General features: G+C 41.6%; 24 protein-coding genes. 20 read left to right on the forward strand and 4 right to left on the reverse strand.

What is annotated here, in order from left to right; all coding sequences use genetic code 11:
- The first annotated feature begins 474 nt into the window (after positions 1-474).
- The 7 genes from BFI01S_RS02880 (at position 475) to BFI01S_RS02910 (ending at position 4200) form a co-directional block, all read left to right on the forward strand.
- Positions 475-678 (forward strand): DUF1657 domain-containing protein, encoded by a 204-nt coding sequence (locus BFI01S_RS02880; RefSeq protein WP_061791252.1) that lies wholly within the window; start codon positions 475-477, stop codon positions 676-678.
- Positions 679-759: 81 nt separating this feature from the next.
- Entirely contained in the window at positions 760-1227 is a 468-nt protein-coding gene (locus BFI01S_RS02885; RefSeq protein WP_061791253.1) for a YhcN/YlaJ family sporulation lipoprotein, read from the forward strand.
- 16 nt (positions 1228-1243) lie between these two features.
- Complete coding sequence (spoVAC, locus tag BFI01S_RS02890) at positions 1244-1723, forward strand: stage V sporulation protein AC (protein WP_019382213.1); 480 nt, start codon at positions 1244-1246, stop codon at positions 1721-1723.
- The gene (gene spoVAD, locus BFI01S_RS02895; RefSeq protein WP_061791254.1) at positions 1723-2742 is read left to right on the forward strand and encodes a stage V sporulation protein AD; all 1020 of its coding nucleotides are present in this window, start codon (positions 1723-1725) and stop codon (positions 2740-2742) included. Before spoVAC ends, spoVAD begins: the two co-directional genes overlap by 1 nt.
- On the forward strand, positions 2739-3089 hold the full coding sequence (gene spoVAE / locus BFI01S_RS02900) for a stage V sporulation protein AE (RefSeq protein ID WP_019382211.1): 351 nt from the start codon (positions 2739-2741) through the stop codon (positions 3087-3089). Before spoVAD ends, spoVAE begins: the two co-directional genes overlap by 4 nt.
- 12 nt (positions 3090-3101) lie before the next feature.
- Positions 3102-3308, forward strand: a complete 207-nt coding sequence (locus BFI01S_RS02905; RefSeq protein WP_061791255.1) for a DUF1657 domain-containing protein — start codon at positions 3102-3104, stop codon at positions 3306-3308.
- A 31-nt stretch (positions 3309-3339) separates the two neighbouring features.
- Positions 3340-4200, forward strand: a complete 861-nt coding sequence (locus tag BFI01S_RS02910) for a DUF421 domain-containing protein (RefSeq protein ID WP_061791256.1) — start codon at positions 3340-3342, stop codon at positions 4198-4200.
- Between the two features lie 113 nt (positions 4201-4313).
- Here BFI01S_RS02910 and dsdA read toward each other — a convergent pair whose 3' ends face one another.
- Positions 4314-5669, reverse strand: coding sequence for a D-serine ammonia-lyase (gene dsdA, locus BFI01S_RS02915; protein WP_061791257.1), 1356 nt, complete (start codon positions 5667-5669; stop codon positions 4314-4316).
- A 98-nt stretch (positions 5670-5767) separates the two neighbouring features.
- Here dsdA and BFI01S_RS02920 point away from each other — a divergent pair, with 98 nt between their 5' ends.
- The 3 genes from BFI01S_RS02920 to BFI01S_RS24290 all read left to right on the forward strand — a co-directional run bounded on the left by BFI01S_RS02920 (position 5768) and on the right by BFI01S_RS24290 (position 8456).
- Positions 5768-6529, forward strand: coding sequence for a sodium:solute symporter family transporter (locus BFI01S_RS02920; RefSeq protein WP_268875308.1), 762 nt, complete (start codon positions 5768-5770; stop codon positions 6527-6529).
- A gap of 54 nt (positions 6530-6583) precedes the next feature.
- The gene (locus BFI01S_RS02925) at positions 6584-8191 is read left to right on the forward strand and encodes an N-acyl-D-amino-acid deacylase family protein (protein ID WP_061791258.1); all 1608 of its coding nucleotides are present in this window, start codon (positions 6584-6586) and stop codon (positions 8189-8191) included.
- A gap of 139 nt (positions 8192-8330) precedes the next feature.
- Positions 8331-8456, forward strand: a complete 126-nt coding sequence (locus tag BFI01S_RS24290) for a hypothetical protein (protein WP_261391754.1) — start codon at positions 8331-8333, stop codon at positions 8454-8456.
- 273 nt (positions 8457-8729) lie between these two features.
- On the opposite strand, the gene BFI01S_RS22840 is transcribed toward BFI01S_RS24290, so the two are convergent.
- On the reverse strand, positions 8730-8903 hold the full coding sequence (locus tag BFI01S_RS22840) for a hypothetical protein (protein WP_156478322.1): 174 nt from the start codon (positions 8901-8903) through the stop codon (positions 8730-8732).
- 74 nt (positions 8904-8977) lie between these two features.
- On the opposite strand from BFI01S_RS22840, the gene BFI01S_RS02930 reads away from it, so the two are divergent.
- From BFI01S_RS02930 to cyoE, 10 genes are all read left to right on the forward strand, one after another.
- Positions 8978-9967, forward strand: coding sequence for a LacI family DNA-binding transcriptional regulator (locus tag BFI01S_RS02930; RefSeq protein WP_019382202.1), 990 nt, complete (start codon positions 8978-8980; stop codon positions 9965-9967).
- A 226-nt stretch (positions 9968-10193) separates the two neighbouring features.
- A complete protein-coding gene (locus tag BFI01S_RS02935) occupies positions 10194-11624 on the forward strand; it encodes a PTS transporter subunit EIIC (protein ID WP_061791259.1) in 1431 nt (476 codons plus the stop codon).
- 55 nt (positions 11625-11679) lie between these two features.
- The gene (locus BFI01S_RS02940) at positions 11680-13170 is read left to right on the forward strand and encodes a glycoside hydrolase family 32 protein (RefSeq protein ID WP_061791260.1); all 1491 of its coding nucleotides are present in this window, start codon (positions 11680-11682) and stop codon (positions 13168-13170) included.
- 10 nt (positions 13171-13180) lie between these two features.
- Positions 13181-14158, forward strand: a complete 978-nt coding sequence (locus BFI01S_RS02945) for a carbohydrate kinase family protein (protein ID WP_061791261.1) — start codon at positions 13181-13183, stop codon at positions 14156-14158.
- Positions 14159-14572: 414 nt separating this feature from the next.
- Positions 14573-15667 carry a DNA sulfur modification protein DndB gene (locus BFI01S_RS02950; RefSeq protein WP_061791262.1) on the forward strand — a complete coding sequence of 365 codons (1095 nt, stop codon included), beginning with the start codon at positions 14573-14575 and terminating at the stop codon, positions 15665-15667.
- Positions 15664-16698, forward strand: coding sequence for a DNA sulfur modification protein DndB (locus tag BFI01S_RS02955; protein WP_061791263.1), 1035 nt, complete (start codon positions 15664-15666; stop codon positions 16696-16698). Before BFI01S_RS02950 ends, BFI01S_RS02955 begins: the two co-directional genes overlap by 4 nt.
- 155 nt (positions 16699-16853) lie before the next feature.
- Positions 16854-17417 (forward strand): competence protein ComK, encoded by a 564-nt coding sequence (locus BFI01S_RS02960; protein WP_061791264.1) that lies wholly within the window; start codon positions 16854-16856, stop codon positions 17415-17417.
- Between the two features lie 191 nt (positions 17418-17608).
- On the forward strand, positions 17609-18010 hold the full coding sequence (locus BFI01S_RS02965) for a hypothetical protein (RefSeq protein ID WP_061791265.1): 402 nt from the start codon (positions 17609-17611) through the stop codon (positions 18008-18010).
- Positions 18011-18205: 195 nt separating this feature from the next.
- Positions 18206-18946, forward strand: coding sequence for a hypothetical protein (locus BFI01S_RS02970; RefSeq protein ID WP_061791266.1), 741 nt, complete (start codon positions 18206-18208; stop codon positions 18944-18946).
- Between the two features lie 231 nt (positions 18947-19177).
- Positions 19178-20095 (forward strand): heme o synthase, encoded by a 918-nt coding sequence (gene cyoE / locus BFI01S_RS02975; RefSeq protein WP_061791267.1) that lies wholly within the window; start codon positions 19178-19180, stop codon positions 20093-20095.
- 40 nt (positions 20096-20135) lie between these two features.
- Here the strand turns inward: cyoE and BFI01S_RS02980 are convergent, their stop codons facing one another.
- Together BFI01S_RS02980 and BFI01S_RS02985 are read right to left on the reverse strand one after the other, a co-directional pair.
- Positions 20136-21137, reverse strand: a complete 1002-nt coding sequence (locus tag BFI01S_RS02980; protein WP_061791268.1) for an HAAS signaling domain-containing protein — start codon at positions 21135-21137, stop codon at positions 20136-20138.
- Complete coding sequence (locus BFI01S_RS02985) at positions 21124-21471, reverse strand: PadR family transcriptional regulator (protein WP_019382190.1); 348 nt, start codon at positions 21469-21471, stop codon at positions 21124-21126. Before BFI01S_RS02985 ends, BFI01S_RS02980 begins: the two co-directional genes overlap by 14 nt.
- Between the last annotated feature and the right edge of the window lie 296 nt (positions 21472-21767).

Below are 21767 nucleotides of genomic sequence, written 5' to 3' on the forward strand. Positions count from 1 at the left end.
GTTTGATCAACAGTGGTTAGATAACCAATTAACTGCCAATGGATATGATAGTGTAAAGCGTATCCTATACGCAGATTGGCGAGAGAGTGACGGCATACACATAAGTCCTAAATAAATTTTGTTAGGATAAAGCAGGGATTTAAATTGAAAAAAGAAATGGCCAGCTAAGACCAAGACAAGGGAGAGAATTTATATTCTCTCCCTTGTCTATTTTTCAAGAGGAATAGGAAGAATGAATGGCATTGGTTTACAAAAATCGCTATGACATAGTATCTCATCAAGAATGCATAAGGGTGAAAAGTGGATCTCTTACAAAACGTATCGATTTTGCGTAGGAAAGTACCCCTAATAAAGAATTGACATAAATTCTCGCTTGGTTAGCCAAAGTAGGTTTTATCCGGAAAATTTTAAGCATAAAAATCGTTTTTTAAAGCATTCTAAAAAGGTCCTAAAAAAACAAAGGAGGTGCCATTCATGACAGTCATCAATGACGTTAAAACAGCTCTGGCAGGACTAAAAAGTGCTCAGGCGAGCTTTGAAACATTTGCTCTTAGTACAGATAATGAACAAGCGAAGCAGCTGTATCAAGATGCCGCTAAACAAACTCAAGCCTTAGTGGACAGTATTTCACCGCGTGTTCAGCAAATCGAACAAGAAGAACCTCAATACAAACAATAATCATTAACACGATACAAAAGGTTGGTTGGATATCGGCCAACCTTTTTCCCGATTTTGAATGGATAAAATGAGGTGATTTTCATGAAAGTCAACATAGCTAATTTTAAAATTCTTATATTATTGCTAATCATTATCGGACTAAGCTCTGGATGTAATGAAAATCAATTGGATAATAACAATAAAAAGTCTAGTGTTTCGCAAGTGCATACAGGGAAGCCAATCGATCAATCTATCGCTAACCACGCTAAAGAAAAGATTATAACTAAGGACGAAATTACGGATGTTAGGGCTGTGAATACAGATAAGGAGCTTCTAGCGGCGATAAAGGTAGAAAATTTCGACCGTTTTCGCTTAAAAAGTATCGAGAAGACCGTAACATCCGACTTGGAAAAAATGTATCCGAATCACATGGTTGTCGTTTCGTCCGATAAAAAAATGTTATGGGAACTCCAAAAAATTGAAGAAAGACTGCAAAAAAACAAAACGAATAAGAAAAACTTAAAAAAGGATTTGAAAAAACTTAAAAGTCTTATTAAGGAACAGACGTAAAGTGGGGGATGAAGCCATGTCAAATAATCAAAAGAAACAGCTTTCACCAGTCCAGCAGGAATACCAGGAACTGCAAAAACAGCGCGAAATCAAAAGGCCGGTTGTGAAAAATTGTATAAAAGCCTTTCTAATAGGCGGTCTCATCTGTCTTATTGGCCAGTTTATTCAGGATTTTTACATTTATTATTTTGATTTTACAGAGCAAACGGCCGGCAACCCGACTGTTGGAACGTTAATTTTTATTACAATGCTTTTTACTGGTTTTGGTGTATATGACCGAATTGCCCAATTTGGGGGAGCTGGGACAGCGGTACCCGTAACTGGTTTTGGCAATGCAGTCATATCACCTGCCATGGAACATCGAACCGAAGGATTTGTCTTGGGCGTAGGCGGTAATATATTTAAATTGGCGGGTTCGGTTATTTTATTCGGTGTTTTTTCTGCCTTTGTCATTGCCTTAATTAAGACAATTTTAATCAGATGGGGTGGTTTATAATGCTTGCAGGCCATCGTACATGGATATTCGAACAAAAGCCCGTCATTATTTCGACTGGAACTATTGGGGGACCCTTTGAAGCCAATGGAGCTATACCGGATGACTTTGATACTCTTCATGCTGATTTATGGCTTGGACAAGATTCCTATGAAAAAGCACATAAAGTCCTTTTTGAAGAAGCTTGTCAGAAAGCGATGGAAAAAGGCGGAATCCAAAAGGATCAAGTACAATTTATCTTTGCCGGTGATTTAATTAATCAAATAACGCCAACCAGTTTCGCTAGCCGGACAATTGGAGCACCGTATTTTGGTTTGTTTGGTGCCTGTTCTACTTCAATGGAGGGGCTTGCATTAGCTGCTTATATCGTTAATACCAATGGAGCTAAATATATACTGACTGGAGCCTCCAGTCATGATACAGCAGTTGAAAAGCAATTTCGTTATCCAACTGAATATGGCGGACAAAAGCCTCCTACTGCCCAATGGACAGTCACAGGTGCTGGCGCGGCCCTTTTAAGTGATTCTGGTGAAGGACCAAGTGTTACATCTGCAACAATTGGCCGTGTAATTGATATGGGCTTAACAGATCCATTTAATATGGGAGGGGCCATGGCTCCTGCTGCGGTAGATACCATTGAGGCGCATTTAACGGAAAGAAACATTGATCCATCTTATTATGATTTAATCGTCACCGGGGATCTTGGCCAAATAGGGCGTGAAGTTTCCCTTGATTTATTTAAAAAGCATGGAATTTCCATCAGTGAAGAGCAATACCAGGATTGCGGTCTTATGATTTATCGGGAGGGTCAGCCAGTCCTGGCAGGTGCAAGTGGTCCAGGTTGTTCAGCAACCGTCGTTTATGGGCATTTAATAAATCGCATGAAGAAAGGAGAATTTAAAAGAATGTTAGTCGTGGCCACAGGTGCCTTATTATCTCCACTTTCTTTTCAGCAAAGCGAATCGATCCCTTGTATAGCCCATGCAGTATCCATTGAATATGGGGGGCAATCATCCATATGACCTATTTTTGGGCTTTTACCGTAGGCGGTTTGATTTGTGTCATTGGGCAGATTATGTTTGATGTGTTTAAATTGACACCCGGACATACATTAAGTTCTCTTGTCGTAGCAGGGGCTATTTTAGATGGATTTGGATTATATGAACCCTTGATTGATTTTGCTGGTGCAGGCGCTACCGTACCTATTACAAGCTTTGGCAATTCCCTTGTGCATGGGGCTATGCAGGAAGCAGAAAAACACGGGATAGTTGGTGTACTCACGGGAATGTTTGAAGTAACGAGTTCAGGTATTTCAGCTGCCATTATTTTTGGAATGCTGGGAGCCCTTATTTTTAAGCCAAAAGGATAAGGAGGATGTTAAATGACGATTGCATCAAATGTAAAGCAGACTCTTGCCAGCCTTAAAGGTGCAGAAGCCGATTTATCCAGCTTAGCACTTAGGACTCAAGACTTTGAATCAAAGCGTACACTCCATGAAACCATGATGAGTGTCCATGAGGTAGTAACGGATTTAAAAAAGCGAATAGGTGAAATGGAACGGGAAGAATTTCAGTATAAAGGTTTTTAAGAGATATTATTTTTGCTGGGGGTGTTAATCAGTGCCTGCATGGTTAGATATTGCCGTACGGTCAATTTTATTTGTTGTAATTTTATTCTTTATTACGAAATGGTTAGGAAAGAAACAAATATCAGAGTTATCTTTCTTTGAATATGCCACTGGTATTTCTATTGGGAGTATAGGTGCTGAGGTTGCTATGGGGCTTGAACGGAGCATTTTTCACGGGATCATCGGAGTTATTATCTTTGCAGCGATACCCTTTATCTCTGGTGTAATTTCCTTAAAAAGTAAAAAGTTTCGTGATTTTGTAGAAGGTACAGGAACTATCTTTATAAAAGACGGAAAAATCATGGAAGATAACATGAAAAAGGAAAGATACACGACAGATGAGTTACTGGAGCTGCTTCGCAGGAAGGATGTTTATCAAGTGGCGGATGTAGAATTCGCCGTATTAGAGCCGACTGGAGATTTGTCCGTCATGCTAAAGAAAGAAAATCAGCCATTAACACCAAAGGATCTAAACTTGGCGATTGCTCCAATCAAAGAGCCTCAGACTGTCATTATGGATGGTGTTATAATGGATGAACCGCTTGCCACGATCGGACGAAGCCGGGCCTGGTTATACACTGAATTAGATAAGCTTGGTGTAACGGTCGAAAATGTGTTTCTGGGACAAGTTAACTCCTATGGAGAGTTAACAGTAGACCTGTTTGACGATCAATTACAAGTCCCATCACCTCAGGATAGAGCCCTAATTCTTTCGACCCTGAAAAAATGCCAAGCAGACTTAGAGCTGTTTGCTCTTGGAACCGAAGTAAAAGAAGCTAGGCAGATGTATAGTGAAAATAGTGAAAAGCTGCAAAAAGCAATTGATAAAGTGATGCCTATTTTGAAAGGATGATGATGCATTAACAGTAAAGCAGGACCTTTTTATTTTAAAACTAATTAGTTAACCCCTTAGCTTGATTTCAGACTAAGGGGTGTTTTCCTATATTATAGTCAAGTTATCTACTTCTATTTCCCCGATGCTAATTCCAGCCCTTTTTGATAATATTGTGCCATCATTTTTTCAGGAACCATGCTTCCGCCTGTCGCCCACAAAATATGTGTACCCTTATTCATTGCTTCCGTTAAACCGTGCATATGTAAATAATCTTTACCTTCACTGCATAATTTACTTGGTCCAATCAGTCCTGCTAGTGCTGAAGGTTCTAACTGGATACCCTCTGTATCAGCTAGTTCCTTTAATAACTTATAAAGCAGTTCATCGCTGACAGTATAAGTTCCACCTAGAAACGGCTCTATAGTTTTACCAACAAATCCCGATGGCCTCCCTACAGCAAGCCCATCAGCGTCTGTAAGATTATCAATGCCAATATCTTGTACAGAAATTTTATCATGAAGGCCAGTCATTAAGCCGAGCAGCATACATGGCGAGTGGGTGGGTTCTGCAAAAAAACAGTGAACATTGTCTTGAAACAATAATTTTAAACCAAAGGCTACGCCTCCAGGACCGCCGCCTACTCCGCATGGAAGGTAAACAAATAAAGGGTGATTTTTATCTATTATGATCCCTGACTCTTCCAATTGCTGCTTCAATCGAGATGCAGCCACTGCATAACCTAAAAATAGGTCTTGAGAATTTTCATCATCCACAAAATAACATGCTGGGTCACTATATGCCTGGGATCGGCCTTCTTCTACCGCTTTACTGTAGTCAGCTTCATATTCAATAACTTTGACATTTTTGCTTCTGAGCAATTCTTTTTTCCACTGTTTTGCATCAGCTGACATATGAACAGAAACATTAAAACCTAATTTTACACTTATGATGCCAATACTAAGTCCTAAGTTTCCAGTCGAGCCTACTGCGACTGAGTATTGTGAAAAAAATGTTCGAAATTTTTCACTATCTAAAATCGAATAATCATCTTGAATGGTTAACAATTGATGTTGAAACGCTAATTTTTCTGCATGCTTGAGAATTTCATAAATCCCGCCCCTTGCTTTAATAGATCCGGATATAGGAAGGTGACTATCGCATTTTAATAATAATTCTCCTGGAATCGGCTGCTGATAATTCTGTTCTAAGGATTTTTTCATTGAAGGTATTCTCACTAAAGGAGATTCTATGATACCATTGGATTCTTTTGTTTCAGGAAAAGCTTTAGAGATAAATGGTGCAAAACGTTGCAGCCTTTCCTCTGCATCTTTTACATCTTCTAGAGTAAGGGGAGATTTTTTAATTCCAGTTTGAAACTTTTCCAGATTAGGATTGATCCAAAAAACCTCTTCTGTCGATATGAGCTTATTCAGTAAAGGATATTTGTCTTTCCATGCTTTTATTTCTATTCTTTCAATGTCTTTCATCTTTTTTATCCTCCTGATTTTTTGTGCGAAATATATTTCTGAATTTTTATAAATTTTATCATACTTTCAATTTTTTCTTTTTATTTTACATTATTTTAATGGAGCAAATAGCTGTTAAATTAGCGAGAACATATCTGTATTTGAAGGTTTTATTGATAAATACTGATTCAATGCATAAGTCCATAATCTATAGTGGAATTATTATGGCGTTGTTTTCCATATTTTTTGCAACTCTTGGTCCGTTTGTAAGGGTTTTATATCCGGATTTATCAGCACCAGATATGGCATTGCCGACATTAATATTAGATATAATGCCGGGATGGGTTGCCGGACTCGTACTTTCTGCTCCGCTAGCAGCTATTATGTCAACGGTCAACTCAATGCTACTTGTGACGAGTGCTTCTGTTGTAAAAGATATATATTTAAATTACATCAATCCTAAAGCAAGTGAAAGAAAAGTAGCTAAGTTATCTTATTTCTCTACCCTGATTATTGGACTAGGAGTGGTATTGTTTGCTCTAACACCACCAGACTATCTGCAATTTTTAGTAATTTATGCGATAGGTGGACTGGAAGCTACCTTTTTTGCACCCATTGTATTCGGTCTTTATTGGAAAAGAGCTAATGCATGGGGAGCTATTGTCTCAATGTATACAGGGTTAATCAGCTATATCATTCTTGGTGAGCTTTTTCCGAATCCCTTTGGAATGCAAACCATTGTAACTGCAACAGCTCTATCCGTAATTTTGATGATCGCTGTCAGCTGTTTAACTCCTCGGCCATCTGAACAAATTATCATCAAAATGTGGGGAAACAAAAAAGTTGAAAACCCTCACATTAAGAAAACTTCTATAGGGTAAGCATTTATTCCATCCATATAAGAAAAATCAATCTATTATTTTAGGAGGAAAATTATGTTTGATTTAATCATTAAAAATGGACGTATTTATGACGGAACAGAAAATCCTTGGACAAAATCTGATATTGGGATTAAAGATGGTATTATCCGTAAAATTGGCGATTTGAAGAATGAAAGTGCAAATCGAGTTATCGATGCAGAAAAAATGGCTGTCACTCCAGGGTTTATCGATACACATGTACACTCGGACCTTCTATGTACCAAACCAGAGATTCATAAAATTAAGGTTTTGCAAGGGGTAACAACAGAATTATTTGGGCAGGACGGGATATCTGTAGCGCCTGTATCTGAACAAACAAAACCCCTTTGGCAAAAGCAATTAAAGGGGCTAAACGGCGATATTGGAGATTGGCCATGGAATACGATTGAAGAGTACCTTGAATTTTTGGATCAATCTAAAATTTCCGGCAATGCAGCTTATCTAGTTCCTCATGGAGCTGTACGTACATTGGTAATGGGATTTGATGGCCGGCAAGCTACTAAAGAAGAAATGGAGAAAATGAGGGATCTTGTCGAGGAAGGCATGAAACAGGGAGCTGTGGGGTTGTCTTCAGGCCTGGTTTATCCTCCTAATGTATTTTCCTGCAAAGACGAATTAATTGAAATTTGCAAAGGTGCAGCGAAGTACGATGGTTGCTTTGTGGTTCATATTCGCAATGAAAGCAACAAATCACTAGAGGCGCTAGATGAAGTTATTGATGTAGCAAGACAATCGGGGGTACGGCTGCATGTTTCCCACTTTAAGGTTGCTGGGAAAATTAATCGATCAAAGTATGAACAGGCTCTAGTAAGAATGGATGAAGCGAGGTCAGAAGGGATAGAAGTAACATTTGATCAATATCCATATACAGCAGGGTCTACTGTTTTTCATGCTATATTACCACCTTGGATGCATTCTGGCGGTACAGCAGAATTGTTGGAAAAGCTAAAGGATTCTAGCGTACAAGCCCGTATAAAAGAGGACTTAAAACATAATTCCGATTATGAAAATTGGGTATTGAATTGCGGGTGGGAGAATATCACGCTTACATCCGTCTCAACGGATAAAAATCGGTGGGCTGAAGGAAAGAATATGGTGGAAATTGCCAATCTCTTAAATGTTGAACCTGCCGATGCAGCATTCAAACTTCTTCTTGAAGAAAGTGCGGGAATTACTATGCTTGTACACTGGGGTGATGAAGAAGTAATTACTGGTGGAATACAGCATCCATTACAAATTGTAGGATCTGATGGCATTTTTGGAGGAAAACCTCATCCTCGCTTATATGGTACGTATCCGAGAGTATTGGGGCACTTTGTAAGAGACAATAATGCCCTTACGCTTGAACAGGCAATACGTAAAATGACCGGTGCTCCTGCTCAATTGTTACGTCTAAAGAAAAGAGGGTTATTAAAAGAAGGATTTGCGGCTGATATTGTTATTTTTGATCCACTAACCATTCGTGACAATGCTACTTACGAGGATCCGTTACAAGAGCCCTCAGGTATTAACTATGTAATTGTTAACGGACAGCTGGCTGCAGAAAAAGGGAAGTACTTAGGGGTAACCGCTGGTCAAGTGTTAAGGCGGGAACCTGTATATGCCGAGAATGTTTCTGTATAAAGATTTACAGAATTTAACCACTTACCGGAAATCTGCAAATTGAAGAATTCTTGACGATAATGATGTCTTTTTCCCTTTCAATTAAAGTTATTCAAAATGAAATCCTCTGAGATCAGAGCAGAATGAAGAGTGAAGGTAATTGGGAAAAAGACTATTAATATATCCATTAGAAGAAATAGCTGAAGCCGAAATTGTATTTGGAAAAAATTTATGGGAAAATGGTATTAAGAATAAGTTAATAAATAAAAAGGCTAGAAAAGACTAACGTCAATTTTCTAGCCTTTTAAAAAGCAGGGCAGATTACATCCAGGATCTAGTTAGAAAAAACTACTGAGATTTACGTGGAATCCCGGTAGAGCGTCCACTGCATTAGCCAGACGGGTATAAGGATCCTTCAGAAATCTACTAGGTGCAGCAATATTGCAATGTCAATATCTTGTCCTTTTTCTTGACTTTTTGATAAAGATTTAGTTAATTTTCACTTCTTCAACAGGACAGGATAGTTAAGCAAGGCATAGAATTATAAAATAACCATCCACTACAGCATAATTTTCCGTTTGAAAACCAGCCATCTTGCAAGTAAAAAAGATTTTGGTAAGGTACAGCGGCAGGTGAGATAGTTAGTCGTAACAGTGATCCCGGTAAGACTGGTAATGAAAGCTGAAATATCGTAGAATAAATCTAATCTTACCAGCTGTACGATAGTTCCCACACGCACCTCTCTATAATTACTTCAACTATTCATATATAATATAAGCAATTCTAAATCCAAAAGGTGAACATTCCATGAATACAACGATCAAAGATATAGCAAAGCTTGCCGGAGTTGCCAAGAGTACGGTTTCCAGGTATTTGAATGGCGGCCATGTAAGCGAACAGACAAAAGCCAAAATCAGAAAGGTGGTTGAGGAAACGAAGTATGAACCTAATTCGTTTGCACAAAGCCTGAAGGCAAAGAAAACAAACTTTATTGGAGTAATTGCCCCAACGCTTGATTCTTATGTTACATCGACGGTGCTTATGGCCATTGATGAAGAGCTGAGAAAGCGGGATTACACCACCTTGATCATTAGCACAAGCAAGCATGTTGACCGTGAAATCGAAAGCCTGATCAGCTTGTCACGCCAAAAAGTGGATGGCATTATTCTGATTGCGACAGGGGTAACGGAAAAGCACATCGAGACGATTAACTCCATACAAATTCCAGTTTTAATCGTCGCCCAGGAGGTCGGTCATGTCACTTGCATTATTAATGACGATTATCAGGCAGGGTTTAAAATGGGCCAGTATGTTGCACAAAAAGGGCATCGCGCTGTGGCATATATCGGAGTGGCGGAAAGTGATATAGCCGTAGGGCAGCGCCGGAAGCAGGGAATAATGGAGGGTTTAAAGTCTGCTGGAGTCTCTGATGTTAAAACCTTTGTGTCCCAGTTTGATTTGCAGGATGCAGCCAGAGTTACACAGGAAGTGCTCGAGGAGAGTTCGCTGACAGCCATTATTTGTGCTACTGACACAATTGCGTTTGGGGCGATGAAGACTATCACGAAACTGGGGAAAAAAGTGCCGAAGGATTTTTCAATCGCTGGGTTTGGCGGATACAATATCTCAGGAGTCATTCATCCTGCCCTAACGACCATTCGCTTTAAAAATGAAGAGACAGGTGTCATGGCTGCCGAAACGATTATTAAATTGACTAATGGCGAAGAGGTCCCGAACTTGCAAGTCTCCGGTTTTGATTTTATTGAAGGTGAGAGCGTGAAAAGTGTAAAAAGCTGATAACGTTTTCAAAAATAGGTTGTTGAAAACTGAAAACTGTACTATAATCAAATTAATGGAACCGGTTCCCGCGCGACGAATCCATATAAGGGTTAAGAGGCGGGTTGTTTTTTGAATTGAAAAGGAACCGGTTCCAAAGAGGCGATAAACAAACATGACTATTTTTTTATACAGAAATGGAACCGGTTCCGTTTCCGTTTCTAGATAAAGGGGAGGAAATAGACAAATGGCAAACATAAAATCCAAATACCTGCCTACAGTCCAAGAATTACTAAAGTTAATTGGAGGGAAGGAAAACCTTCAGGGCGCAGCCCACTGTGCCACAAGGCTGCGGCTGGTTCTGAAAGATAATTCACTGGCAGACACGATGGCCATTGGAGAGCTTGATTTTGTGAAAGGTTCGTTCGTAGCTGGAGATCAGCTGCAGATTATCTTTGGGGCAGGTACAGTTAATGATGTATATGCTGTCTTCACAGAAGAAGCAGGCATTTCAGGAATGTCACTTGGCGACGTAAAAGAGCAATCTGCCCAGAAACAGAATGCTTTTCAAAAAGGGATCAAGGCTTTATCTGATGTGTTTGTTGAAATCATTCCAGGCTTATTAGCCGCTGCGCTTTTGATGGGGGTTACAGGACTTCTCAGCCAGGAAGGAATTTTCGGCGAACAGTCGGTGGTTGAAATGTATCCGGCCATTGCTGGCTTTAATCGCTTTATCAGTATCATGTCAACCGGGATCTTTACGATTCTGCCATTGCTTGTTGTGTATTCAGCGACAAAGCGTTTTGGCGGCAACCCGGTTCTAGGGTTAGTGCTTGGTGCGATTATGCTTCACCCCGATCTTGCAAACGCATATTTAGTTGGAAACGGAACGGTTGAGCCGGAAGTCATCAGTTTATTTGGCTTAAAGGTTTCACTTGTTGCATTCCAGGGCGGGATTATCATTGCATTGTTAATGGGACTTGTTGTGGCTAAGCTTGACCAATTTTTCAGCAGAAAAGTTCCGGATATTATTAAGCTTTTCCTTGCGCCTTTTCTAACGATTGTCGTTTCTGGTTTTCTATTATTCTCGGCTATTGGCCCATTTGGCCGTCTCTTATCAGATGGCATTACCGCGGGTCTGATGTGGAGTGTCGATAACTTAGGGATTGTCGGGTTCATGCTGTTTGCCGGAATCCAGCAGGTGATTGTTATTACCGGCCTTCATCACGTCATTGGAGCAGTTGAAGCACAGCTGATTGCTGACACAGGATCGAACTTTATTATGCCGCTGATGTCGGTTGCTTTAATGGGACAGGGTGGAGCAGTGCTTGGGTATACTTTGGCTCTATGGAAAAATGATAAAGCCAAACAGATTGGCATTTCAGCGTTTGGTTCGACATTGTTCGGAATCTCTGAGCCTGCACTGTTTGGGGTTAACGTGAAATATAGATTTCCGCTCGTTATGGGCTGTATTGGCGGTGCCATCGGAGGAGCGTATGTATATATGACAGGAATCAAGGCATTAGGCTTTGGTGCGACTGCACTGCCTGGTTTCGCGATTGTGGCGGCACAAGGAAACGGACATATCAACTATATTATCGCCAATGTGCTTGCACTGGCGGTAGGAGCGATTTTGACGGTTGTGTACTTTAAAGTGAAAAAACCAAACTTAGATTAATAGAATTGGAGGGAGAAATTCCTCTCTTCTCTATTTTTACAGGAGAGGACTTAGTATGGAGAGATATACAGAAGAGAAGTATAGATCGTTATATGACGCAAAAGAGAATGAACTGGAGAGGCTCCGGGAAAAATCCGCAGAATCCGTATGGAAGCCGGCCTACCATATCCACCCGCTGTACGGTTTAATTAATGACCCTAATGGGCTTGCCTATTACAACGGTGAATTCCACGTGTTTTATCAGTGGTACCCGTTCGGTGCTATGCACGGCATGAAGCATTGGGCCCATGTAAAATCAGCGGACCTTGTGAACTGGGAGCGTCTCCCGGCTGCACTGGTTCCGGTGGAGGATTATGAGTCCCATGGTGCCTATTCCGGAGCTTCTCTTGAGGTGGACGGAAACCTCTATTTGTATTATACAGGGAATATCAAATACAGTGCAGAGGAAAGATCGGCGAATCAGTGCCTGGCGATCATGGACCAGGAAGGGAAGATACAAAAGTATAAAAACAACCCGATTATTGAAGGGGTTCCGCAGGGCTATACCGGGCATGTCCGCGATCCAAAGGTGTTTGAAAAGAATGGACGCTACTATATGCTGCTTGGTGCACAGTGTGAAAACCTGACTGGTGCCATCATTGTCTATGAATCTGAAAATGCCATTGATTGGTCATTTAAAGGGGAGCTGAATCTGCAGATTGTTTTTCCTGATTCGGTGTATATGCTGGAGTGTCCGGATTATTTCGAGCTCGACGGCAAAGATGTGCTGATTTTCTCACCTCAAGGGTTAAAGCCTGAAGGGTGTGATTACCATAATCTGTATAATGTCATGTATGCAGTGGGCCATTTGGATATAGAAGCTCTTTCATTTGAGCCTGAGCATTTCCAGGAGCTTGAAAAAGGATTTGATTTTTACGCTCCGCAAACTTTTGCCGGCAAACATAATGAGCGCCTGTTATTTTCATGGGCCGGAATGGGTGAAATCGATTATCCGAGTGATAAGGAAGACTGGGCGCATTGCCTGTCAATTCCGCGTGAGCTGTGTCTTGTCGATGGGAAGCTTGCTCAAAGACCGGCAGATATGCTGAAGCAGCTTCGCGTAAAGTCGGAAACGAGCAGCGTGTCCATTGAGTCGGGAAGCCTGATAATTGATGAAGGAATCGGACAGCACGAGCTCGAATTTAATTTTGATACACTAGATGCTGATGTATTTGGGATTGAGCTTTTTGCTTCTGAAAAAGAGGGTTTAGTGCTTGAGTTTGACCGCAGCTCACAAGCTGTGAGTCTGAACCGGGAAAAATTTGCATCCTCATTTGGCGGGGAATACGGTTTTGTAAGGAGCTCAGAACTGAAAATCGATTCTTCTGTAAGAGTTCAAGTATTTGTTGACCACAGTATTGCTGAGATTTTTATCAATGATGGGGAAGCGGTGTTCACGGCAAGAGTCTTTCCTGGAAAAGGGTCTAACGGAATCAGATTGTTCAGCGACAAAAAAGTCAGCTGCACTTATACGAAGCATGAGTTAAAGCAAGGCATTACACGTTAAGGGTGAGAACATGACGAAATTATACTCGATAGGTGAAGTATTAATAGATTTTATCCCGCTCGAGAAGGGGGCTGCATTAAAGGATGTCACTGCTTTTGAGCGGGCCCCGGGCGGTGCGCCGGCTAATGTTGCTGCGGCTGTGGCAAAGTTTGGACACAATGCATCGATGATTACAAAGCTCGGTTATGATGCATTTGGCGATTTTCTGATTGAACAGCTTCAAAACGCTGGGGTGGAGACAGACAAGATTCTCCGCACCAGCGAAGCGAACACAGGACTTGCGTTTGTTTCTCTGAAAGAAAACGGTGAGCGGGATTTTTCTTTCTACCGGAAACCCTCTGCAGATTTGCTGTTTAAAGAATCGGAGCTGCAGGAAGAGTGGTTTGGTGAAGGGGATATCCTGCACTTCTGCTCGGTTGACCTGGTCGATAGCCCAATGAAAATAGCCCATAAGAGAGCTGTGGAAGTAATAAAGAAAAAGGGCGGCCTAGTCAGCTTTGATCCTAACGTCAGACTCCCGTTATGGGAGAGTCCAGAGGATTGCCGGGCTGCCATTCTCGAATTTTTGCCCCATGCTCATATTTTGAAGGTTTCGGATGAAGAACTGGAATTCATCACCGGAATCAGTGATGAGGCTGAAGCGATTGCTTCGCTCTTCAAGGGAGATGTTCAGGCTGTGGTCTATACAAAGGGAGCTGATGGGGCCGAATTATATACACAAGCAGATAAATGGGAATCTTCAGGATTTACAGTAGATGTCCAGGATACTACTGGTGCAGGAGATGCATTTATTGGCGGATTTTTATTCAAGCTTCTGGAAGCTAAAGCAAACCCTGAAAATGTGTTAAGCGTATTAAGAGAAAAGCATGCAGACATTTTGCTGTTTGCTAATGCAAGCGGGGCCTTAACCGCTGCAGGCAAGGGGGCTATACCGGCACTGCCTGTTAAGGAAAAGGTGCTGGCTCTTATAAAAGAACAGGAAAGATGACACCCCATGTTGATATTAAAAGAAGATGCAATGAAGCATAATTTCCGTATGAGGAGATTATGCTTTTTTGATTATGAAAGTGCATTTCTAAGCAGAAGGAAACATCCATTCATGCTGTCACAAAATGTTCGAAATTAGAGGAAAATTTGTTTTCTTTTATATCTGTTTTTTTTAGAAAGGTTGAAAAGAGTGTTTCAAGAAGGTGTTTGTGACATAAATCACAAATAAAAGTCTCACGCTAGGTTCGAAAATTTAGCTGCATATTTTATCTTGTCTTTCCGCTTCCGTCAATAGTATGAAAGCAGGCTGACTTATTAAAATCAGGCCTTAGAAAGAACGGAGCGAGTGTGATGGTGAAAAATGAATTTACAATAATCAGACAACATGCCTATAATAAATCTCGGGGTGAGAAATATGACAGATATTGGCGTATTAACCAGAATTATGGGATCAGCTTACAATCAATTCGGTAAAAAAGTACTGGCTACTCAGCTGCGGTATGCGACTTTGGAAGCTGTTTTTGAAGTGGATGAGGAAGTTCAGAGAAAGCTGGATCCAAAAAGGCGGGTGGAGATTAGAGAGTTTATCATCCAATCGCTTGAAGAAGGCAGGGATTTTTACTTTTCCCCATTTGTGTTTTCGGCCAGAGGCGCGATTCGCCAAACGGAGGATGGATGGGAACTGACTCCCGGAAGCAAGCTTTACATCATTGATGGACAGCACAGAAGCGCGAGTTTTTCATCCGCCATAAGCCATCTTAAATCCAGAAAAGAATCAGCGGAAGAAACAGGCAGGCTGGATGAAGCAATCAAACTGCAGACTTATATTGAAAGATTGAAAGAATATCCCGTTGCCATGCAGGTATTCCTGGATTTGACAGCCTCTGAGGAGAAACAGCTTTTCACAGACATAAATACTGAAAGAAGAGAAGCTCACATCGGGCAGATCATGCTTTATGATCAGCGTGACCCATATACTGAGCTGACAAGAACTGTTGCAGCGAAGCTTCAGTCAATCTTTGAAATAGAACAAAGCCTTTCCAGAATTTCCATTCACAACTCCGCACTTACATCATTAGCCACCATGAAGAGATGCATCATTGCCTTGTTTGAAGGTATTTTGACTGTAAAAAAAGGTCCCCCATATTACAGATGCAATCCGAAGGAAGCAGAAGAGATTGCAGTCGAATTTTTTCAAGTATGGCAGCAGATTTTCCCGAAGAGAAGCGCTAACAGATTTAAATTTGTTAGCGGTTACTCCGGTGTGCAAATTGCTCTTGCTTATTGTGCCAACCAGCTGACCAGGACTCATAACTTATCCTGCAAAGAAGCTATACACGAACTCAAACACTTAAAATTCGAGTGCAGCTGGAAGCACGATGATCCGATGTTCCGGCATTTGTTTGACCCGGTGTCATCCAAAATTAAAGGCCATTCTGCCACGAGAAAAATCCAGCAGACCTCATTGGAATTCAAAAAGAAAATCGAACAGGGAGGGCTGAAGCCGTGATTGTACATGACATTTTTACTAAGCGGCAGACATTTATAGCGCTGCCTGTTTCCGAACTGGTCAATATGCATAAAGAAGAAAGACTTATTCTGAGAGACACGAATCAGCTTCAGGTCAGGCGGATTAAAAAGTATATCTTCTCGAATGCTGCAGGGGGAGAAATATATCTGCCGCCGCTGGTTGCCGCAGCAGAAGAGGGGATGCTGGATGGACAAACTCCAGGCAGATTAAAAATAGTAGATGGATCACACCGGCTGAAAGCCCTGCTTCAGCTCGAGGATCAAATTTTCATGAGCATGAAAAGTGAGAAGGACGAAGAGATCCGGAATGCTTATCATCTTCAATATCTGCTGGAAAAGACCGAGATTGCCATTCAGGTCCTTGAAGGCCTTTCCATAGATGAGGAAAACCAGCTTTTTATTGATTTAAATACAAAAGGGAAACAGGTGGCATTGTCCAAGCGAATCGCCTATGATTCCAGAGACCGTTTAAACGGGATTACCAACCGGATTCTTCAATCGAATGCAAAGCTGATCGAAGCAGGTGTGGAAACCGAAAAAAGAGCCATTATTCGGCCAGCTAATAAAAAGTTTCTCTCACTCTCCCAGCTGCGTTTGCTTGTGGCCACTTTTCTGGCAGGCAAGCTGTTAAGCAGATCGGATGAATGGAAGGAGAATGCCAGGGGAGAGGATGAAGCCTATATGGATATCGTAAATTCCTGGTTTGATAAACTCTTCACCTTTGATTCTCCTAAAAGAATCGGAAACTATCACGAAACCATGCTGGCGAGCTTTCCGCTCATTCAGGCTGTATCGTTATACGCAATTAAAGACTGGGAAAATCAATCCCTGTCTGCCAAAAAACGAAGTCTGAATGAGCGAATGGATAGCATAAAGGGAGTAGATTGGAGCAGCAAGAACCCGGAGTGGAGAAGATTTGACGGAATGGCAAGAGGAGAATACTTTTACCCCGATAAAAGCAAGAGAAATATAGAAGTGATCGCCAATTGGCTGGAGTCGCAAAGGAGGTGAGCATGATGTAGCAGCATAAAAAAAACCCTCAGGCGGGTCTTGGTGGACGATAGCCTGAGAGTCTCGGTGAGATGGAGTATACCAGCTCATAAGTTAGTATACTCCTTAATTTGCATTTTTTAAATAGTGAAGTTTAAGGGAGGGTATTAATTACAATGAATGCATTACTAATCAAGAAGTACATAATCATTCCTGAAACGAAATCAATCAGGGCCCATTTTAACGAAATAGGTGAATGCTGCAGTTTGGTTTTGGAAGGGAATTATACGTTTATGGTAAAGATGAAACCGACTGAGATTATAGACGAAAGCATCAATTATTATGGCTTCGATTTGAATGGTGCATCTAGCGGTTCAAAAACCATACTTGGACCCTGCAGAGCTGCACCCGTACGAATTCCAGGTGGAATGGACATGTACTGGTTTCCTCATACTTCGCCTGGGCACGATGAATGTGTGTGGTTTGCGCTTCATCATATAGATGCCATCATGCCTGAGGGCCATGATACCTCAAACGTTTATGTGAGTGGCGGGCACTGTTTTAGACTTAATGCTGCTGAAAAAGAGGTTTCTATGAAATATGACCGGACAGAGAAGCTGGCATCCAAAATATCCAAGCGCAAGGAAAATACCTTCAGCTTTGTTATGGAAAGAACCACTGATACTTACTCGGTTCAAAAAGGGAAGCGGAATTATATCATTGAAAGGAAGAAAGAGTAGCAGCAGATAGCTTCTTTGCCGGCTTAAGAGTGCCTGTCCAGCATAACAGTATGGGGATAGGCACTTTCTAAAGAGGTGTATACTAAGGCAGCCGCACATTTTGACTGCTATCCGGACTAGCTAAGATCCCAAAATTCTTGTCTAATTTGACATAGTTCCTGATATAATGATACGAGAAGGAGGTGAAAAAGGTGGAAAAAGTACTTAATTTAATCCTGAACAAGCTTGAATCATTAGATCATAAGGTTGATTCCATGGACAAAAGACTGGACGCTCTGGATCAAAAAGTCAGCTCGATGGATAAAAGGCTTGTCGCTCTGGATCAAAAAGTCAGCTCGATGGATAAAAGGCTGACAGCGGACTTAAAACGGCATGAGGATCTTATCCAGCAATTGATTCAAAGTGTTGCTGCCACTAATGTTAAAATGAATGAAATGAATGAAAAATTGTCTGCTATTGATGCGAAAGCAGATCAGGCTATTGAACAGATTGCGGATCTTAAAGAATCAGCTATTTCAAGACATGATCTTGCTTATTATGATCAGAAGATTTCAGAGCACTCCCGGCAGATCTATAAGCTGAACAATCAGTAATCCTCCAGAAAAACACTTCGTACAATCTTCATCTTCACCATTTGTTCCAAATCAGGCACCTGACCTCAAGTACGCATTGGACTTAGAGGACAGGTGTTTTCATTTTTTGATCCACCTATCTGAAAATTTAACAGGGCTGCGTCGTACAATTAATGAAGAAAGATGATGACATAATTCAAAGGGAGATAATCATAAATGAAAAACCTGACCATATTCACCGCCTCAGCCGTTAAGCCAAATATCATCGTGAATCTTGCTGATGATTCAGGCCGAATCGAACCTCCAGCCGGCTGGAGCATCTCAGCTGAGAATCCAGAAGATATCATCCATGGATTCTCTCAATTAAAGATCAAAAATGAATACAAGCTAAGAGGCTATCAATATTACAGCGGCAGAAACGGCAATGGAGTGGTCTGGGCGATTCCAGCTGCAGTGGAGCTTCCTGATCCTGACCTATGCGACCAAATGGATGACTTTTTTCTCAGTCCTCCTAAGCCTCAGTTCGCATTGGATGACTTTATGGGTGCGATTGATGGGGATAGGTCACCTTTATCTTATCTGCAGGCAGCGATTGCTTTGCATGAGCTTTATGAATTTGGGGCGATATGGCATGGCTGTTCATGGGGACAGGATCGGATTTTGCCTTATACGGATGATTACAGAGAAGAGATGCGTTCAGATATAGACGAGCGGAATCCGCGAATAGAAGACTACTTAAATTTTATTCACCCGTGGGATGAATTGAAGGAAATTCCAGATATCCTACATCCTCATTTTTTCTATAAAAATGGAAAACCGGTAATCATTTTTTATACGGTTAATGATATCGGCTATTACAAATTAAACCGGTACATCCATACCTTTGAAAAGGAATCCTATATCCAGAAGGTAAAACGTGAAGAAATTGGGTCAGGTCCAGGGGGAATTATTTTCTGATTGAAATGAAACAAAGATGTCACGATTATAAGTCCCCATTACCATGCAAATAATGTTAGAATCAACAGGGAGGACTAAGCGGCAGGCAAAGTTCTCTTTTCGTTTTGCAGAGAGTTCACCAGCATTGGGATTTTTCAGAAATCATTGAGTACCAACTCCTGTTATAATAGGTGTATAATGAGTTTTGGCGTATAGAGAAAGAGAGAATAATTAAAAGGGGAAGAATTGATCATGAAAGAGGAAGAAACCCTGAAGTCGCAGGGACGGCCTTTATCAAAGATCCTCGCACTGACAGTCAAAACAGGGATTATTAAATCCAATCTAATCCCGATGTTTGCAGGATTAACACTGGCCTTATATACGTATGACTTCGGCCTTCTGGAGAAGCTGCCCGAGATTCTGCTGGCCTTTATAGGTTCAAGCCTTGTAATGGGGGCAGCAGGGGCGTTTAATAATTTATATGACCGTGATATCGATTCGATCATGAAGCGGACCCAAAGCCGACCAACTGTTACAGGGGAAATCAAGCCAAAGCAGGTATTGTGGCTTGCTGCCTTCATGTCTTTGTTTGGAATCCTCGCTCTTGCCTTTACGACTCCGTTAGCGGGGCTGCTTGGATTTTTGGGGCTGTTTTTTTATGTGGTCCCTTACACGATGTGGAGCAAACGAAGAACCATTTATAACACGGAGATCGGAAGCATTTCAGGTGCGATGCCGCCGCTTATCGGCTGGGCTTCCATCCATCCGGATATCACGCATCCTGCGATCCTTGGCCTGTTCATCATCACCATCATCTGGCAAATGCCGCACTTTTATGCGATTGCAATCCGGAAACATGATGAATATAAAGCGGCGAATGTGCCGATGCTGCCTGTCGTTAAAGGTGTTAGAAGGACGTATATCCAGACGAATATTTACTTAGTTATTCTGATTGGGATCAGCTTTCTGTTAGGGTCCTTAAGCATCGGCCTTATGCTCGTAGCCCTGCTCCTCGGGATTGCCTGGCTGGCACTCAGTATCTACGGCTACAAGCGGATGGACCCGGAAAAGTGGGCGAAATCCCTGTTTATCTTTTCACTTGTCCATATGACAGTTCTTTTTTCGACGGTGATTATTTACTCGATTATGGGGATTATTTTTAATTTGTAAAAAATAGACACACTGGAACCATCAGTGTGTCTGTTTTTGTTTAAGAGGTGATTCTCGATTTGCGGATTCCATCATAAATACTGATTCCTGCATAAATGATGAAAATAATGATGATGCTGCTGAGCAGCCAGCTCTTCAATTGGGCAGCTGATATTGAAAATAAATCAGTCATGTAAATTACAAATTCCTGCTGGAGCAAATTCGGGTTCAGCAGGATGAAGATGAACATGATGGTGGCAAACAGTTCAAGGATGGTATTGAAGATGGCCATTCTTTTCGTCCATTGGCCAATAATGAGTTTGTATAGAGCGAGTCCCGCTTCGAGCGCAATGATGACCACGACGATCGGCCAGTATCCGAGCAGCACATCCTGGTTGACCGCGGGAATCTTGAACTCCAGTCCTTCACCTCCGCCCCTATAGACACCCATCAGCCGGTCGGCATAAAAGTAAAGGGTTGCCCAAATGGCAGTCCACATTAAGCTTCCGAACACCTCAAACTTGGAAATGGCTCTTTTCTTCGGAATATACGTAATGCTTTTCAAATCCTCCGGAGTCCATGGTTTTAAGCTTGGTGATAAAGGATGCTGCTCTTTTCCTTTATCCATCCTCTCAATAACGGCGAATACAATCGTCAGCCAGAAAAACACCTGGACGGCCACTTCAATGAGTCTCCAAATTCCGTAGCCCATTAATTCGAGTATGGCATTGATGATCGTTTCGTCACGGTTAAAATTAAATATAAACTCGGCAGCAATCGAAATCAATGAAATCGCTGCGGCTATCGGCAGGATCATTTTTAACAGTGATACATATACATCGAAATAGCGCGGCCCGATTAAATGCATCGGCTGATCCCGGTATCCTGCCGCCAGGGCTGCGGGACTGCCCAATTTGCTGAGGACATCTTTAACATCTTCCTCATTGTAATCATCCGGAAGCATATCCCCGATTGTTGACTGCAGCTCGAGTGCGATATCCGCACGGCTCTTTTCAGGCAGTCTCCGGGTCACTTCCTGTATATATACTTCAATTAAATTCATCTTCCTCATCCCCCTTTAACAGCCCGAAAAGCTGTTTGGAATTCTTAATCCATTCTTCTCTCAGTTGCAGAAATGTCTCCAGACCCAGTTCGCTTAAAACATAATACTTGCGCGGCCGGCTCTCCGTATGATCCCAGCTGCTCGTGACAAGCTCCTGTTTTTCCAGACGCCGCAGCAATGGATATAACGTGCTCTGATCAATATTAATGCCGGAATCCTCCAATAACTGAACCAGTGAATATCCGTATTGCGGTGTCCGAAGCTGGCTCAGCACTGCCAGCGTCAATGTCCCTCTGCGCAGTTCTGTTGTTAACGAATTCAGCAGCGTGCTCATTCAATCACCTCGCTTGATATACTATATGTCATACACTATATGGTTGATACTATGTATCATACAGTATGGACGTGACAATAATCAACTGCTTATCGTGAGTTTTTTTGACAGGTTTAGGAAAATGCTGGTGGTGTGAACTGCTGCCATCGGAGAAAGCGTCACATCTATATTGAGCTCCATAGATTCATATATTGTGACTCAAATATAGGTCATTGGTATTCGGCTAGCTCAGGCAATTCAAAATAATAAAGTCCTATGATACAATAAGTAAGGGTTGCTATTTCTATCACTTTTGG

This window comes from Cytobacillus firmus NBRC 15306, assembly GCF_001591465.1.
Lineage (GTDB): Bacteria > Bacillota > Bacilli > Bacillales > Cytobacillaceae > Cytobacillus > Cytobacillus firmus.